The sequence below is a fragment of the Klebsiella quasivariicola genome (assembly GCF_002269255.1).
GTDB classification, from domain to species: domain Bacteria; phylum Pseudomonadota; class Gammaproteobacteria; order Enterobacterales; family Enterobacteriaceae; genus Klebsiella; species Klebsiella quasivariicola.
Genome location: NZ_CP022823.1, coordinates 4,696,196 through 4,711,635, shown reverse-complemented (window position 1 = coordinate 4,711,635; position 15,440 = coordinate 4,696,196). Strand labels below are relative to the sequence as shown.

Annotated in this window: 15 protein-coding genes and 1 pseudogene; 12 read left to right on the top strand and 4 right to left on the bottom strand. The window is 56.8% G+C overall.

Annotation, left to right across the window (positions count from 1 at the left end):
• The first annotated feature begins 46 nt into the window (after nt 1–46).
• The 3 genes from dnaJ to nhaR all read left to right on the top strand — a co-directional run bounded on the left by dnaJ (nt 47) and on the right by nhaR (nt 3,482).
• Nucleotides 47–1,180, top strand: a complete 1,134-nt coding sequence (dnaJ, locus tag B8P98_RS23740; RefSeq protein ID WP_002887955.1) for a molecular chaperone DnaJ — start codon at nt 47–49, stop codon at nt 1,178–1,180.
• Nucleotides 1,181–1,355: 175 nt separating this feature from the next.
• Nucleotides 1,356–2,531 carry a Na+/H+ antiporter NhaA gene (gene nhaA, locus B8P98_RS23735; RefSeq protein WP_095033662.1) on the top strand — a complete coding sequence of 392 codons (1,176 nt, stop codon included), beginning with the start codon at nt 1,356–1,358 and terminating at the stop codon, nt 2,529–2,531.
• A 54-nt stretch (nt 2,532–2,585) separates the two neighbouring features.
• Nucleotides 2,586–3,482 carry a transcriptional activator NhaR gene (gene nhaR, locus B8P98_RS23730; RefSeq protein WP_025711717.1) on the top strand — a complete coding sequence of 299 codons (897 nt, stop codon included), beginning with the start codon at nt 2,586–2,588 and terminating at the stop codon, nt 3,480–3,482.
• Nucleotides 3,483–3,600: 118 nt separating this feature from the next.
• Here the strand turns inward: nhaR and rpsT are convergent, their stop codons facing one another.
• Nucleotides 3,601–3,864, bottom strand: coding sequence for a 30S ribosomal protein S20 (gene rpsT, locus B8P98_RS23725; RefSeq protein ID WP_002887965.1), 264 nt, complete (start codon nt 3,862–3,864; stop codon nt 3,601–3,603).
• Nucleotides 3,865–3,980: 116 nt separating this feature from the next.
• On the opposite strand from rpsT, the pseudogene B8P98_RS32055 reads away from it, so the two are divergent.
• The 8 genes and pseudogenes from B8P98_RS32055 to B8P98_RS23680 all read left to right on the top strand — a co-directional run.
• A pseudogene (locus B8P98_RS32055) lies at nt 3,981–4,186 on the top strand (DUF2575 domain-containing protein); the annotation flags it as partial.
• A 7-nt stretch (nt 4,187–4,193) separates the two neighbouring features.
• The gene (gene ribF / locus B8P98_RS23710; RefSeq protein WP_025711715.1) at nt 4,194–5,132 is read left to right on the top strand and encodes a bifunctional riboflavin kinase/FAD synthetase; all 939 of its coding nucleotides are present in this window, start codon (nt 4,194–4,196) and stop codon (nt 5,130–5,132) included.
• A 43-nt stretch (nt 5,133–5,175) separates the two neighbouring features.
• A complete protein-coding gene (ileS, locus tag B8P98_RS23705; RefSeq protein WP_080924936.1) occupies nt 5,176–7,992 on the top strand; it encodes an isoleucine--tRNA ligase in 2,817 nt (938 codons plus the stop codon).
• Nucleotides 7,992–8,492: a signal peptidase II gene (lspA, locus tag B8P98_RS23700; RefSeq protein WP_025711713.1), complete on the top strand. Its 501-nt coding sequence runs from the start codon at nt 7,992–7,994 to the stop codon at nt 8,490–8,492. Before ileS ends, lspA begins: the two co-directional genes overlap by 1 nt.
• A 117-nt stretch (nt 8,493–8,609) precedes the next feature.
• Nucleotides 8,610–9,059 carry an FKBP-type peptidyl-prolyl cis-trans isomerase gene (gene fkpB / locus B8P98_RS23695; RefSeq protein WP_004204241.1) on the top strand — a complete coding sequence of 150 codons (450 nt, stop codon included), beginning with the start codon at nt 8,610–8,612 and terminating at the stop codon, nt 9,057–9,059.
• 1 nt (nt 9,060) lies between these two features.
• A complete protein-coding gene (gene ispH, locus B8P98_RS23690) occupies nt 9,061–10,011 on the top strand; it encodes a 4-hydroxy-3-methylbut-2-enyl diphosphate reductase (protein ID WP_095033468.1) in 951 nt (316 codons plus the stop codon).
• Nucleotides 10,012–10,078: 67 nt separating this feature from the next.
• On the top strand, nt 10,079–10,993 hold the full coding sequence (gene rihC / locus B8P98_RS23685) for a ribonucleoside hydrolase RihC (RefSeq protein ID WP_080897746.1): 915 nt from the start codon (nt 10,079–10,081) through the stop codon (nt 10,991–10,993).
• 30 nt (nt 10,994–11,023) lie between these two features.
• Nucleotides 11,024–11,389, top strand: coding sequence for a DUF805 domain-containing protein (locus tag B8P98_RS23680; RefSeq protein ID WP_025711710.1), 366 nt, complete (start codon nt 11,024–11,026; stop codon nt 11,387–11,389).
• On the opposite strand, the gene B8P98_RS23675 is transcribed toward B8P98_RS23680, so the two are convergent.
• Nucleotides 11,337–12,266, bottom strand: coding sequence for a LysR family transcriptional regulator (locus tag B8P98_RS23675; RefSeq protein WP_080897745.1), 930 nt, complete (start codon nt 12,264–12,266; stop codon nt 11,337–11,339). The two genes, B8P98_RS23680 and B8P98_RS23675, sit on opposite strands and share 53 nt — an antisense overlap.
• A 92-nt stretch (nt 12,267–12,358) precedes the next feature.
• Between B8P98_RS23675 and B8P98_RS23670 the strand changes: the two genes are divergently transcribed.
• Nucleotides 12,359–12,988, top strand: coding sequence for an alanyl-tRNA editing protein (locus B8P98_RS23670; RefSeq protein ID WP_080897744.1), 630 nt, complete (start codon nt 12,359–12,361; stop codon nt 12,986–12,988).
• Nucleotides 12,989–12,993: 5 nt separating this feature from the next.
• On the opposite strand, the gene citB is transcribed toward B8P98_RS23670, so the two are convergent.
• Together citB and citA are read right to left on the bottom strand one after the other, a co-directional pair.
• Nucleotides 12,994–13,698, bottom strand: a complete 705-nt coding sequence (citB, locus tag B8P98_RS23665) for a citrate response regulator transcription factor CitB (protein ID WP_025711707.1) — start codon at nt 13,696–13,698, stop codon at nt 12,994–12,996.
• Nucleotides 13,691–15,319: a citrate sensor histidine kinase CitA gene (gene citA / locus B8P98_RS23660; RefSeq protein WP_095033467.1), complete on the bottom strand. Its 1,629-nt coding sequence runs from the start codon at nt 15,317–15,319 to the stop codon at nt 13,691–13,693. Before citA ends, citB begins: the two co-directional genes overlap by 8 nt.
• Between the last annotated feature and the right edge of the window lie 121 nt (nt 15,320–15,440).

The following is a 15,440-nucleotide window of genomic DNA, read 5'->3' as shown; positions in this document are numbered from 1 at the left end:
TTTCCTCTCCGCCCGTGCACGCATGTTAAGGGGCTGAAAAACACCGATGGCAAAGCAAGATTACTACGAGATTTTAGGCGTTTCCAAAACAGCGGAAGAGCGTGAAATCAAAAAGGCTTATAAGCGCCTGGCCATGAAATATCACCCGGACCGCAACCAGGGAGATAAAGAGGCCGAAGCCAAATTTAAAGAAATCAAAGAAGCGTATGAAATCCTGACTGATGCCCAGAAGCGTGCGGCCTACGATCAGTACGGCCACGCGGCCTTTGAGCAGGGCGGAATGGGCGGCGGCGGCGGTTTTGGCGGCGGTGCGGACTTCAGCGATATCTTTGGCGATGTCTTCGGCGATATCTTTGGCGGCGGACGTGGTCGTCAGCGCGCGGCGCGCGGCGCCGATCTCCGTTACAACATGGAGCTGACGCTGGAAGAAGCGGTGCGTGGCGTCACCAAAGAGATCCGTATTCCGACGCTGGAAGAGTGCGACGTCTGTCACGGCAGCGGCGCCAAGGCCGGCAGCAAACCGCAGACCTGTCCAACCTGTCATGGCGCGGGCCAGGTGCAGATGCGCCAGGGCTTCTTTGCGGTACAGCAAACCTGTCCGCACTGTCAGGGGCGCGGTACGCTGATTAAAGATCCATGCAATAAATGTCATGGCCACGGCCGTGTCGAGAAGACCAAAACTCTGTCGGTTAAAATTCCGGCGGGTGTCGACACCGGCGACCGGATCCGTCTGGCGGGTGAAGGCGAGGCTGGCGAGCATGGCGCACCGGCAGGGGATCTGTACGTTCAGGTCCAGGTGAAGCAGCACGCTATCTTTGAGCGTGAAGGCAATAACCTGTACTGCGAAGTTCCGATTAACTTCACCATGGCAGCGCTGGGCGGTGAGATTGAGGTCCCGACGCTCGACGGTCGCGTCAACCTGAAAATTCCAGGTGAAACCCAGACCGGCAAGCTGTTCCGCATGCGTGGAAAGGGCGTGAAGTCCGTTCGCGGCGGGGCACAGGGCGATCTGCTGTGCCGCGTGGTGGTGGAGACGCCGGTGGGGCTTAACGAGAAACAGAAACAGCTGCTGAAAGAGCTGCAGGAGAGCTTCGGCGGTCCGACCGGGGAGAACAACAGCCCGCGTTCTAAAAGCTTCTTTGACGGCGTGAAGAAGTTCTTCGACGACCTGACCCGCTAATTCCGTTTTTGCTGGTATCCGGCCCGGGCCTTGCGTCCGGGCTTTTTTTCATCTTATGTCTGCTCTTTGGTTCGTAAAAAACGATCATTAAAGCAATTTAAATCTGATTTTTTCGAGTTATCAGTTTGTGTATTATGCTTTTATCGAGTTATTCACCAACAGGATGAAAGTAAAAGTGAAACATCTGCAACGATTCTTTAGTAGCGATGCTTCCGGCGGCATTGTCTTAATCATCGCTGCCGCGCTGGCGATGGTGATGGCCAATACCAGTGTGACCAGCGGTCTGTACCACTCCTTCCTTGAGACGCCAGTACAGCTGCGTGTGGGCGCGCTGGAGATCAACAAGAACATGCTGTTATGGATCAATGATGCCCTGATGGCGGTGTTCTTTTTGCTGATTGGCCTGGAGGTCAAACGCGAGTTAATTCAGGGCTCTCTGGCCAGTCGTCGTCAGGCGGTCTTCCCGGTAATCGCCGCACTGGGCGGGATGATTGTCCCGGCGCTGGTCTATCTGGCCTTTAACGCCCAGGATCCCATCGCCAGAGAAGGGTGGGCGATACCGGCGGCAACGGATATTGCCTTTGCCCTCGGCGTGCTGGCGCTGTTAGGCAGTCGCGTGCCGACGGCGCTGAAGATTTTCCTGATGGCGCTGGCGATTATTGACGACCTCGGGGCTATCGTGATTATCGCGCTGTTTTATACCCACGACCTGTCCATGCTCTCGCTGGGCGTGGCGGCTGCGGCGATTGCGGTGCTGGTGGCCCTGAATCTGAGCGGCGTGCGGCGTACCGGGATCTATATTCTGGTTGGCGCGGTGCTGTGGACGGCGGTGCTGAAGTCTGGCGTTCACGCGACCCTTGCCGGGGTGATTGTCGGCTTTATGATCCCGCTCGAGGAAAAGCATGGCAAGTCACCGGCTAAAGCGCTTGAGCATGTCCTGCACCCGTGGGTGGCGTTTATGATCCTGCCGCTGTTTGCCTTCGCTAACGCCGGGGTCTCACTGCAGGGGGTCACTCTTGCCGGGCTGACGTCGCTCCTGCCGCTGGGCATCATGGCTGGCTTGTTTATCGGTAAGCCGCTGGGGATTAGCCTGTTCTGCTGGCTGGCGCTGAAGCTGAAGTGGGCTTCGCTGCCTGCGGGGACCACCTGCAAGCAGATTATGGCGGTGGGTATCCTGTGCGGGATTGGCTTTACGATGTCGATTTTCATTGCCACTCTGGCCTTCGGCAACGTGGATCCTGCGTTGATCAACTGGGCTAAGCTGGGCATCTTAATTGGCTCAGTGTTATCGGCAGTCACCGGCTATCTCATACTGCGTCAGCGCGTGACGGAGACTCGCCTCGCGGTATAACCTTTCTGCAGGAGGGCCTGCCAGGCCCTCCTGGACATTATCAGGGAGAGAAGCATGTCACATATCAACTACAACCATCTGTACTACTTCTGGCACGTGTATAAAGAAGGGTCCGTCGTGGGCGCGGCGGAGGCGCTGTTTCTGACGCCGCAGACCATTACCGGGCAGATCAAAGCCCTGGAGGAGCGCCTGCAGGGGAAATTATTTAAGCGAAAGGGAAGGGGGCTTGAGCCGAGCGAGCTGGGGGAGCTGGTCTTCCGCTACGCCGACCGGATGTTTACCCTCAGCCAGGAGATGCTCGACATCGTCAACTATCGCAAAGAGTCGAACCTGCTGTTTGACGTCGGCGTGGCCGATGCGCTCTCGAAACGGCTGGTGAGCGGCGTGCTGGATGCCGCCGTCGTTGAGAGCGAGCAGATCCATCTGCGCTGTTTTGAATCCACCCATGAGCTACTGCTGGAGCAGCTGAGCCAGCATAAGCTCGACATGATTATCTCTGACTGCCCGATCGACTCGACACAGCAGGAAGGGCTGTTTTCGGTGAAGATTGGCGAGTGCAGCGTCAGCTTCTGGTGCATGAACCCGGCGCCGACAAAGCCGTTCCCCGCCTGTCTTGAAGAGCGGCGGCTGCTGATCCCCGGCCGGCGTTCGATGCTGGGGCGTAAACTGCTGAACTGGATTAACGTGCAGGGCCTGAAGGTGGAGATCCTCGGCGAATTTGACGATGCGGCGCTCATGAAAGCCTTCGGCGCCGCGCATAATGCGATATTTGTCGCGCCGACGCTCTATGCGCATGATTTCTACTATGATGAATCGATTGTCGAAATTGGTCGCATGGATAGCGTGATGGAGGAGTATCACGCCATTTTCGCTGAACGGATGATTCAGCACCCGGCGGTCCAGCGTATCTGTAATCGCGATTATTCGTCGCTCTTTACCGAACCAGAATAGAGTGCAGTGTGGGCTGGCGTGGCTTGGGTCGCGCCAGCCCACGCTGTTGAGGGAAGATAACAGGCATAAAAAAACCCGCTTTCGCGGGTTTCTTTAACAAAGTTCAGCAAGCAGGCGATTAAGCCAGTTTGTTGATCTGTGCAGTCAGGTTTGCTTTATGACGCGCAGCTTTGTTTTTGTGGATCAGACCTTTAGCAGCCTGACGGTCCACGATCGGTTGCATTTCGTTAAATGCTTTCTGTGCAGCAGCTTTGTCGCCAGCTTCGATAGCTGCGTATACTTTCTTGATGAAAGTACGCATCATAGAGCGACGGCTAGCGTTGTGCTTGCGAGCCTTTTCAGACTGAACGGCGCGCTTCTTAGCTGATTTGATATTAGCCAAGGTCCAACTCCCAAATGTGTTCTATATGGACAATTCAAAGGCCGAGGAATATGCCCGTTTAGCCTTCTTTTGTCAATGGATTTGTGCAAATAAGCGCCGTTTAACACCACAGCGCTTCATTACGTAGTGATGGCGCAAGATTCTACCAGCTTGTTGCAGGCGAATACAGCCTTTCCACCATAAAAATCGCCGGGCGCGGGCAGTTTTCCCGCTTTCTCGCGCTGAGTGAATGAATTCCTGAGAACTTTCGTTGCCGAGGTGCAATCGCTGGTTAACGTTGACAGTTGTACAAGGTATACTCGGACGATTTTCACTGTTTTGAGCCAGACATGAAGCTGATACGCGGCATACATAATCTCAGTCAGGCCCCGCACGGGTGCGTGCTGACCATTGGTAATTTCGACGGCGTGCATCGTGGGCATCAGGCGCTGCTGCAGCGGTTGCGCGAAGAGGGCCGCCAGCGCGGTTTACCGGTCGTGGTGATGATTTTTGAACCCCAGCCGCTTGAGCTATTTGCCGCCGATAAAGCCCCGGCGCGGCTGACCCGCCTGCGTGAAAAGCTGAACTATCTGGCTGAGAGCGGAGTCGACTATGTGCTGTGCATTCGTTTTGACCGCCGATTCGCTGCGCTGACCGCGCAGGATTTTATCAGTGAACTGCTGGTGCGCCGCCTGGGCGTGCAGTTCCTTGCCGTCGGTGACGATTTCCGCTTTGGCGCTGGTCGCCAGGGGGATTTCTTGTTATTACAAAAGGCGGGGGCGGAATACGGTTTTGACGTCACCAGCACCCAGACCTTCTGTGAAGGCGGGGTGCGGATCAGCAGCACGGCGGTGCGCCAGGCGCTGGCTGATGACGACCTCCAGCTGGCGGAGACGCTGCTGGGTCACCCGTTTAGCATCTCCGGACGCGTCGTCCATGGCGATGAACTGGGCCGTACCATAGGTTTTCCGACGGCGAACTTACCGCTGCGTCGTCAGGTTTCCCCGGTTAAAGGGGTCTATGCGGTAGAAGTGACAGGGCTGGGCGACAAACCGATTGCGGGCGTCGCCAATATTGGCACCCGTCCAACGGTCGCGGGCGTGCGTCAGCAGCTCGAAGTGCATCTGTTGGACGTTGTAATGGACCTCTACGGTCGCCATATCAATGTAGTACTGCGTAAAAAAATACGTAACGAGCAGCGGTTTGCGTCGCTGGACGAGCTGAAGGCGCAAATCGCACGTGATGAGTTAACGGCCCGCGAATTATTTGGGCTGACCAGCCAGGCCTGAGCCACTGGTGTTTATCAAACCGAAATACGGAACCGAGAATCTGATGAGTGACTATAAATCGACCCTGAATTTGCCGGAAACAGGGTTCCCTATGCGTGGCGACCTCGCCAAACGCGAACCGGGAATGCTGGCGCGTTGGACCGATGATGACCTGTACGGCATCATTCGTGCAGCCAAAAAGGGCAAAAAAACCTTCATTCTGCATGATGGCCCTCCTTATGCGAATGGCAGCATTCATATTGGTCACTCGGTTAACAAGATTCTGAAAGACATTATCGTTAAGTCCAAAGGACTGACGGGCTATGACTCGCCTTACGTTCCGGGCTGGGACTGCCACGGTCTGCCGATCGAGCTGAAAGTGGAGCAGGAATACGGCAAGCCGGGTGAGAAGTTTACCGCTGCCGAATTCCGCGCCAAGTGCCGCGAATATGCCGCCCTGCAGATCGACGGTCAGCGTAAAGACTTTATCCGTCTCGGCGTGCTGGGCGACTGGTCGCATCCGTATCTGACCATGGACTTCAAAACCGAAGCCAACATCATTCGCGCGCTGGGAAAAATCATCGGTAACGGCCATCTGCATAAAGGCGCTAAGCCGGTGCACTGGTGCGTAGACTGCCGTTCCGCGCTGGCGGAAGCGGAAGTGGAGTATTACGACAAGACCTCTCCGTCTATCGATGTGGCGTTCCACGCAGTGGACAAAGCCGCGGTGCTGGCGAAATTCGGCGTTGCCGACGTCAATGGCCCGGTGTCGCTGGTTATCTGGACCACCACCCCGTGGACGCTTCCGGCTAACCGCGCTATCTCCCTGTCGCCAGAGTTTGACTATGCGCTGGTACAGGTTGACGGCCAGGCGCTGATCCTGGCGAAAGACCTGGTTGAGAGCGTGATGAAGCGCGTTGGCGCAACGGATTACACTATCCTGGCGGCGGTACAAGGTTCCGAGCTTGAACTGATGCGCTTCAAGCACCCGTTCCTCGATTTCGACGTGCCGGCGATCCTCGGCGACCACGTGACGCTGGATGCCGGTACCGGTGCGGTGCATACCGCCGGCGGCCACGGTCCGGACGACTACACGATCAGCCAGAAATACGGTCTGGAAATCGCCAACCCGGTTGGCCCGGACGGGGCTTACCTGCCGGGGACCTATCCGTCTCTGGATGGTATCAACGTCTTTAAAGCCAACGACATCATCGTTGAGATGCTGCGTGACAGCGGCGCGCTGCTGCACGTGGAAAAAATGCAGCACAGCTATCCGTGCTGCTGGCGCCACAAATCGCCGATCATCTTCCGCGCTACTCCGCAGTGGTTCGTCAGCATGGATCAGAAAGGCCTGCGCGCGCAGTCGCTGAAAGAGATCAAAGGCGTGCAGTGGATCCCGGACTGGGGCCAGGCGCGTATCGAATCGATGGTGGCCAACCGTCCTGACTGGTGTATCTCCCGTCAGCGTACCTGGGGCGTGCCGATGTCGCTGTTCGTGCATAAAGAAACTCACGAGCTGCACCCGCGTACCCTCGAACTGATGGAAGAAGTGGCGAAACGCGTTGAAGTTGACGGCATCCAGGCGTGGTGGGATCTCGATTCCCGCGACATCCTGGGCGATGACGCCGACAGCTACGAAAAAGTGCCGGATACCCTCGACGTGTGGTTTGACTCCGGGTCTACCCACTCTTCGGTGGTTGATGTGCGTCCGGAATTCGCCGGTCACGCCGCGGACATGTATCTGGAAGGCTCTGACCAGCATCGCGGCTGGTTCATGTCCTCGCTGATGATCTCCACGGCGATGAAAGGCAAGGCGCCATATCGTCAGGTACTGACCCACGGCTTCACCGTCGATGGCCAGGGCCGCAAAATGTCCAAGTCTATCGGTAACACCGTTAGCCCGCAGGACGTGATGAACAAGCTGGGCGCCGATATCCTGCGCCTGTGGGTGGCTTCCACCGACTACACTGGCGAAATGGCGGTCTCCGATGAGATCCTCAAACGCGCCGCCGACAGCTATCGTCGTATCCGCAACACCGCGCGCTTCCTGCTGGCGAACCTGAACGGTTTCGATCCGGCAAAAGACATGGTTAAACCGGAAGAGATGGTCGTTCTGGATCGCTGGGCAGTTGGCTGTGCGCAGGCGGCTCAGGAAGATATCCTGAAAGCCTACGAATCCTACGACTTCCACGAAGTGGTGCAGCGCCTGATGCGCTTCTGCTCCATCGAGATGGGCTCGTTCTACCTCGACATCATCAAAGACCGTCAGTACACCGCGAAAGCGGACAGCGTGGCGCGTCGCAGCTGCCAGACCGCGCTGTTCCACATTGTGGAAGCGCTGGTGCGCTGGATGGCGCCGATCATGTCCTTCACCGCGGACGAAATCTGGGGCTACCTGCCGGGCGAGCGTGAGAAATACGTCTTCACCGGCGAGTGGTATGAAGGTCTGTTTGGCCTGGCCGACGACGAAGCGATGAACGACGGTTTCTGGGATGAATTGCTCAAGGTGCGCGGCGAAGTCAACAAGGTGATCGAGCAAGCGCGTGCGGATAAGAAAGTCGGTGGCTCTCTGGAAGCAGCGGTCACGCTGTATGCCGATGCCGACCTGGCGGCCAAGCTCAACGCGCTGGGCGATGAATTACGATTTGTCCTGTTGACCTCCGGCGCCAACGTTGCCGATTATGCGCAGGCGCCGGCTGATGCCTGGCAGAGCGATCTGCTGAAAGGGCTGAAAGTGGTCCTGAGCAAAGCCGAGGGCGAGAAGTGCCCACGCTGCTGGCATTACACCAGTGACGTCGGCAAGGTAGCGGAACACGCAGAAATCTGCGGTCGCTGTGTGAGCAACGTCGCCGGTAACGGCGAGCAACGTAAATTCGCCTGATGAGTAAATCGATCTGTTCAACGGGGCTACGCTGGCTGTGGGTGGTCGTAGCCGTGCTGATTATCGATCTGGGTAGCAAATTCCTGATCCTCCAGAACTTCGCTCTGGGGGAGACGGTTCCGCTGTTCCCGTCGCTTAATCTGCATTATGCCCGCAACTATGGCGCGGCGTTTAGTTTCCTCGCCGACAGCGGCGGCTGGCAGCGCTGGTTCTTTTCCGGGATCGCGATCGGCATTTGTGTGGTACTGGCGGTGCTGATGTACCGTTCGAAGGCGACGCAAAAGCTGAACAACATTGCCTATGCCCTGATTATCGGCGGCGCGCTGGGCAACTTGTTCGATCGCCTGTGGCACGGCTTTGTGGTCGATATGATCGACTTCTACGTCGGCGACTGGCATTTTGCTACCTTCAACCTCGCCGATAGCGCGATCTGCATCGGCGCAGCGCTAATTGTGCTGGAAGGTTTCTTGCCGAAACCGACCGCGAAAGCGCAGGCGTAAATCTCAATGCCGGGTGGCGCTACGCTTACCCGGCCTACAGAATTAGTGGCCTCCCTTAGGCCCGGTAAGCGTAGCGCCTCCGGGCACCAGGTGGCCTAAAACAAGCGAGCAATTTGCATGTCTAAATCCGTACAGAGCAACAGCGCGGTCCTCGTTCACTTCACCCTGAAGCTGGATGATGGCTCCACGGCTGAATCTACCCGCAATAACGGTAAACCGGCGCTGTTTCGCCTCGGCGACACCTCCTTGTCTGAAGGGCTGGAACAACAGCTTCTCGGTCTGAAAGAGGGGGAGAAAAAGGCCTTTTCGCTGGAGCCTGACGCCGCCTTTGGCGTACCCAGCCCGGACCTGATTCAGTATTTCTCTCGCCGTGAGTTTATTGACGCTGGCGAGCCGGAAATCGGCGCGATTATGCTCTTTACTGCAATGGATGGCAGCGAAATGCCTGGCGTGATCCGCGAAGTGAACGGTGACTCTATCACCGTTGACTTTAACCATCCGCTGGCCGGGCGCACCGTTCATTTTGATATTGAAGTGCTGGAGATCGATCCGGCGCTGGAGGAGTAACATGCAGATCCTGTTGGCTAACCCGCGCGGCTTTTGCGCTGGCGTTGACCGCGCTATCAGCATTGTAGAAAACGCGCTGACGCTGTATGGCGCGCCGATCTATGTTCGTCATGAAGTGGTGCACAACCGCTATGTGGTGGATAGCCTGCGCAAGCGTGGCGCTATTTTTATCGAACAGATCAGCGAAGTCCCGGACGGCGCGATCCTGATTTTCTCCGCCCACGGCGTGTCGCAGGCGGTACGTAATGAAGCGAAGAGCCGCGATTTGACGGTGTTCGACGCCACCTGTCCGCTGGTGACGAAAGTACATATGGAAGTTGCCCGCGCGAGCCGTCGTGGCGAAGAGTCGATTCTGATTGGCCACGCCGGCCACCCGGAAGTCGAAGGCACCATGGGGCAGTACAACAACCCGGAAGGGGGCATGTACCTGGTCGAGTCGCCGGAAGACGTGCTGAAGCTGGACGTGAAAAATGACGCCCGGCTGTCCTTTATGACCCAGACCACGCTCTCCGTCGACGATACGTCCGACGTTATTGACGCCCTGCGTGCGCGTTTCCCGAAAATCGTTGGTCCACGTAAAGATGACATTTGCTATGCCACTACCAACCGCCAGGAAGCCGTGCGCGCGCTGGCGGAGCAGGCTGACGTGGTGCTGGTGGTCGGGTCGAAAAACTCCTCCAACTCTAACCGCCTCGCCGAGCTGGCGCAGCGGATGGGTAAGGCGGCTTACCTGATTGACGATGCCTCTGATATTCAGGAAGCATGGGTCAAGAATGCGGCCTGCGTCGGCGTGACGGCGGGGGCTTCGGCACCGGACATTCTGGTACAGAATGTTATTACCCGTCTGCAGGAGCTGGGCGGCGGCGAAGCCGTGCCGCTGGAAGGCCGGGAAGAGAATATCGTCTTTGAAGTGCCGAAGGAGCTGCGTGTGGATGTCCGTGAAGTAGAGTAAGTTCTTTCCGCCTGCAATATGAGAAGATGCCAGACTTAACGTCTGGCATTTTTTTTAGGGAGAAACCATGCGCTTACCGATCATTCTTGATACCGATCCGGGCATCGACGATGCTGCCGCCATTGCCACGGCGCTCTTCGCGCCTGAGCTGGATCTGCAGCTGATGACCACCGTGGCGGGCAATGTCTCGGTGGAGAAGACGACCCGTAACGCGCTGCAGCTGCTGCACTTCTGGAATGCCGATGTGCCGCTGGCGCAGGGCGCTTCAATGCCGCTGGTGCGTCCGTTGCGCGACGCCGCCTCGGTGCATGGCGAATCTGGCATGGAAGGGTATGACTTTGTTGAGCATCAACGTCAACCGCTGGCGAAGCCGGCCTTCCAGGCGATCCGCGATGCGCTCATGCACGCTGCCGAGCCGATCACCCTGGTGGCGATTGGTCCGCTGACCAATATTGCGCTGCTGCTGACCCAGTATCCGGAATGTGTGTTCAACATTCGCCGACTGGTGATTATGGGCGGCTCGGCGGGGCGCGGCAACTTCACGCCAAATGCGGAATTCAATATTGCTATCGATCCGGAAGCCGCCGCAAAAGTGTTCCACAGTGGACTGGAGATTGTGATGTGCGGGCTGGACGTCACCAACCGGGCGCTGCTGACGGCAGATTATCTGGCGACCCTGCCGACGCTGAACCAGACCGGTAAAATGCTTCATGCCCTGTTTAGCCACTATCGCAGCGGCAGCATGAGCAGTGGTTTAAGAATGCACGATCTCTGCGCTATTGCGTGGCTGGCCCGCCCGGAACTGTTCATTCTCCAGCCGTGCTTTGTGGCGGTGGAGACGCAGGGGACCTGGACCGCTGGCACCACGGTGGTGGATATCGAAGGGCGACTGGGCCAGCCGGCGAACGCCCTGGTGGCGCTCGATATCGACGTAGAAGGGTTTCAGCGCTGGGCAGCGGAGGTGATTGCCCTGGCGCCGTGATATATCACTCGATTTTCAAGGAGAGAAGCAATGACCTATGGACAGGCGTATTTGAGCGGCTGGAAAGAGACCTTTAACTTTAGCGGACGCGCCAGCCGGCAGCAGTTCTGGACGTTTTTTCTTATCAATGTACTGATCGCCACCGCGCCACTGGTCGCCTGGGGTCTGGCCACCCACGTTGACCCTCACTATGGGATCCTCAGTTTTGTTGTCATACCCTTTGCGGCACTGTGGCTGCTGTTGATGGTGATCCCTTTGCTGGCTGTTGGCTGTCGGCGGATGCATGATATCGGCCGCTCCGGGATCTGGTTCATACTGGGGGTCATTATTCCCTGGTTTGGCGTTATTTCGCTGATAATGTGCTGTCTGCGTTCAGCGCCGGCACCGTCTCGCTGAGATAATCAATCATCGCCCGCATTCTGGCGGGCATATGCTTATTTCCCGCCCACAGCAGCCACAGATCGCCGGAGTAGCTGCTGATAAATTCCCACTCTGGCAGCACCTGCACGATATCGCCGTTCGCCAGCGCCTCACGGGCGGTGAACAGCGGCAGGCTGCCGATCCCCACATGCTGCCTGACCGCGTCGAGGCGTACGGCGGTATGGTTGGCGGCGTACCGCCCATACGTTTGCACCGTTTCGCTTTTCCCTTCGCGGCGAAACTTCCAGCGCGCGTCGGCAGGCGTTTCGCCAAGGCTGATGCAGCTATGTATGCGCAGATCCTGCGGCGTGTGCGGCGTACCGTGCTGCTGTAAATAGGCCTCAGTGGCACAGATAACATGCCTGATCGGCATCAGCGGTTTGCCATGCAGCCCGGGCGAGGGACTTTCTGTGATGCGTAGCGCCAAATCAATACCGTCGTCGATAAAATCCAGAGGACGATCTTCCAGGCGCAGGCAGACGTCAACCTGCTGATAACGCTGGAAAAACGCCATCATCAGCGGGTGGATCACAAAGCGACCGACGGCTTTCGGTACGCTGAGGGTCAGCTTCCCCTGGGCGACCGTTTGGTTGCTGCTGGCGGAATCCATCGCCTGCCGCGCCGCATCCAGCATCTCCTGCGCATGGTGATAGACCGTTTCTCCGGCATCGCTCAGGCGTAGCTTGCGGGTGGTACGCTGGAGAAGTTTACAGCCCATCTCCCGTTCCAGCCGCGATACGCTGCGGCTTACGGCAGAAGGGGTAATGCCATTCTGGCGGGCGACCGCGGAGAAGCTGCCCTGGTCGACGATCTGGACGAAGAGGGCGAGATCCGGCAGGAGGTTCAGATTCATTTGTGCTCCCGGCGCAAGAGTGCATTGGCGGATGATGGGATTATCGCTGTCGATATTAACAATATACTGAGCGGACAGAGAGGAGAATCATCATGACTGAACGGGTTTATTACACCAGCGACGCCACCGACGGGCGCGCCCAGATCATCGCCTGTACCGCTGAAGCGGATGGTCGCTACGCTATCGAACTGGATCACACGTTGTTTCATCCACAGGGAGGGGGACAGCCAGCGGATCGCGGCTGGATTGCCGGTCAGGAGGTGGTGACGGTTATTGTGCGCGGCGACAGCGTACTGCATATCGTGGCGCAGCCGCTTCCTGCTGGTGAAGTGGAGATGAAAATTGATGCACCGGCGAGACAGCTACATGCTCGTCTGCATTCCGCCGGTCACCTGCTTGGCCTGGCGGGGGAACAGCTTGGCTGGCAACCGGTGAAAGCGCACCACTGGCCTGGCGAAGGGCGGATAACCTTTACCAGCAGGAATAGCGCCGCGCTGCCGGACGCCAGCGCGCTGCTGACGCAGGTGAAGACCTGGCAAGCGCAGGACTTACCGCGTCAGGTGATGTTCGCTGATGGCTTACGCCAGGTGGGATTCGGCGGCCTGCCCGCTTATGCCTGCGGGGGGACCCATGTCGCCCGTCTGTCAGAACTGGGCGACATTGTTATCAGTCAGATAAAAATGAAGAAGGGGCAGCTGGTGGTCAGCTATACCCTGGCGTAAGCCTGTCAGGCTTGTCCGGGGTCGGTCTGTTTACCGTGATAAATGCGTTCTGGTCGACCGACCTTGCCGTAGCTGATTTCCGCTTCGAGGAAATCGTTCTTCACACCTTGTTCCAGATAGCGGCGAGCGGTGGTTTTGCTGCTGCCGAGGATGCGGGCCAACGAGTCGGCGGTATGCACTACCGTCGGGTCGGAGAAGAGCTGCAGCACGCGGTGAAAGGTGCTTTCATCGATCCCGCGCATCGGTGTGGTGGTGGGCTCCGTTTGCTCCCGGGCCTGAATATTAAACAGCGCGTCGACGTGAACCTGACTGGCCTGTTCGCTGGAGCGTAGCGAGCTACGGTAGCGGGCGAAACGCTCCAGGGTATGCTGCAGGCGCTGATAGTGCACCGGCTTAATCAGGTAATCAAATACCCCCAGACGCAGCGCTTCGCTGATGGTATCCATATGATTATCCGCAGTAATAAAGATGATCCGCCCCTTGTAATGGGTGCTGACCGCATGGCGGATCAGATCGATACCTTTACCGTCGGGTAAGAAATTGTCCAACAGGATCAGCTGTGGTTGATACAGTCTGAGCTGTTTTCTGGCGCTCTCGAGTTTATCCGCAATGCCAATGACGTCGAACTGGGGAAACTGTTTAATGTTATCCACCAGGATCTCCGCCAGCATAGGTTCGTCTTCAACGATAAGAGTGGTGATGCTATCCATGATGTTCATCTCGGGTCAGGGGGATATAAAGAGTAAAAATGGTGCCAAAAGGAATATTGTTTTCGACGACGATACTGCCGCCTGCTTGTTCCACGTAGCTGCGTACCAGCCAGAGCCCAATGCCATGATCTTTACTGGCGCTGCTGGTGACACCGCGCTCAAAGATCCGATCGCGAAGCGCCTCGTCAATGCCGCATCCCTGGTCGGCGATCTCAATGATCACTTCCTGGCCATCGCTGTTGATCAGACATTCGATCTGTTTTGAACCCTGCGGCTGACGCAGGCTGGCATTGTAGGCGTTATCAAGTAGATTCCCCACGATTGAGATCCATTCATTGTGCGAAAGGGCGGTAGGTAATCTATCAACGAAGCAGGCCGGATCGAAAACCAGCTCAAGTCCAAGCTCTTTGGCCCGGTAATATTTGCCGATCAACAGCCCGGCCAGGTGGTTGTCCTGGAAATTGCGCGCAATAAAATCGATCACCTTCTGGTGACTTTCCGACTGTTGTTGGATCAGATCCAGCGCATGATCATAGCGTTTGAGAAACAGCAGGCCGGCGATGGTGGAGATCAAATTGCGGTGTTCATGCTGCACGGCGCGCAGGTTATCAGCGTATTGTTGTACCTGGCTAAGCTGCAGGCTAAGGGTATTAATATCGTCTTTGCTGCGAAAGCTGATCACCCAGCCCTGCGGTTCATTGTTTAAGATCACCGCCATCCGGCTGGCGATCACTTTGATCTGATTGAAAATGACGATTTCATCTTTTTTATTGGTCTGTGGCGCATCGTAGAAGAAGGCCTCCTGCGAGATAACGTTGTTGATCCTTTTGCCGATAAGCGTGGTTTCCGGTTGGCTCAGATTGAGCAGGCGGCGGGCGGCCTGATTAATGGCGGTAATTTTAAAGTCGGAGTCGATGGCGATAAGCCCTTCGAACACCGATTCAAACAACACGCTTTGCTGGATCAGCAGCTGCGATAGCTGCTGGGGTTCCATATTGAGCATTTGCTTTTTGATATGCAGTGTAAAGCGCCGGGCGCAAAAGAGCAGGGCCAGCAGAACAAGCGCCATCTGGATCAGCAGCGAGCTTACCTGCAGGTTAAGCCAGTTTTCCAGCTGCTCAATGGTGTAGCCTACCGACACAATGCCAATCACTTTACCGGTCGCGTCCTGGATCGGCGATTTACCACGCAGTGACGATCCCAACGAACCTTTGCGCACCGAAACATAGCTTTTGGCGTTTATCAGCGCCTCATCGCTATCGCCGCCCTCCATCGATTTACCAATTTCATCAGGATTAACGTGATAGAGGCGTTGACCCTCCGCATCACCGACGGTGATATAGGTGGCATCGGAAAATGAGCGCATGGGGTCGATAAGGGCTTTTATTCTGGCGAGATCGCGTTTCTGGACCGCTTCCACTAGCTCTGGCATCGCGGAGATCTGCATCGCCTGAATCAGCGCCCGCTGGCCAACCTGATAATGAAGGCGCTCTTCGGCAATGTTGGTCAGATACCAGGACATGGCCAGCATAACGATAGTGGAGGTAAATAAGATCAGCAGGAAAATGCGATTCTGAAACGATCGCCTAGCAAACCACTGGGTAATTGTTCGGGTATACATAGGGTAGATAGACATTAAATTGTTATTTTCCCCTTTTGGCGGCCTGCGTACCTGCTGAAGACGCACATAATCAATAAATTCAGAAAAGCGCTCGATACAGACATGCCGTCCGACTCTTTAT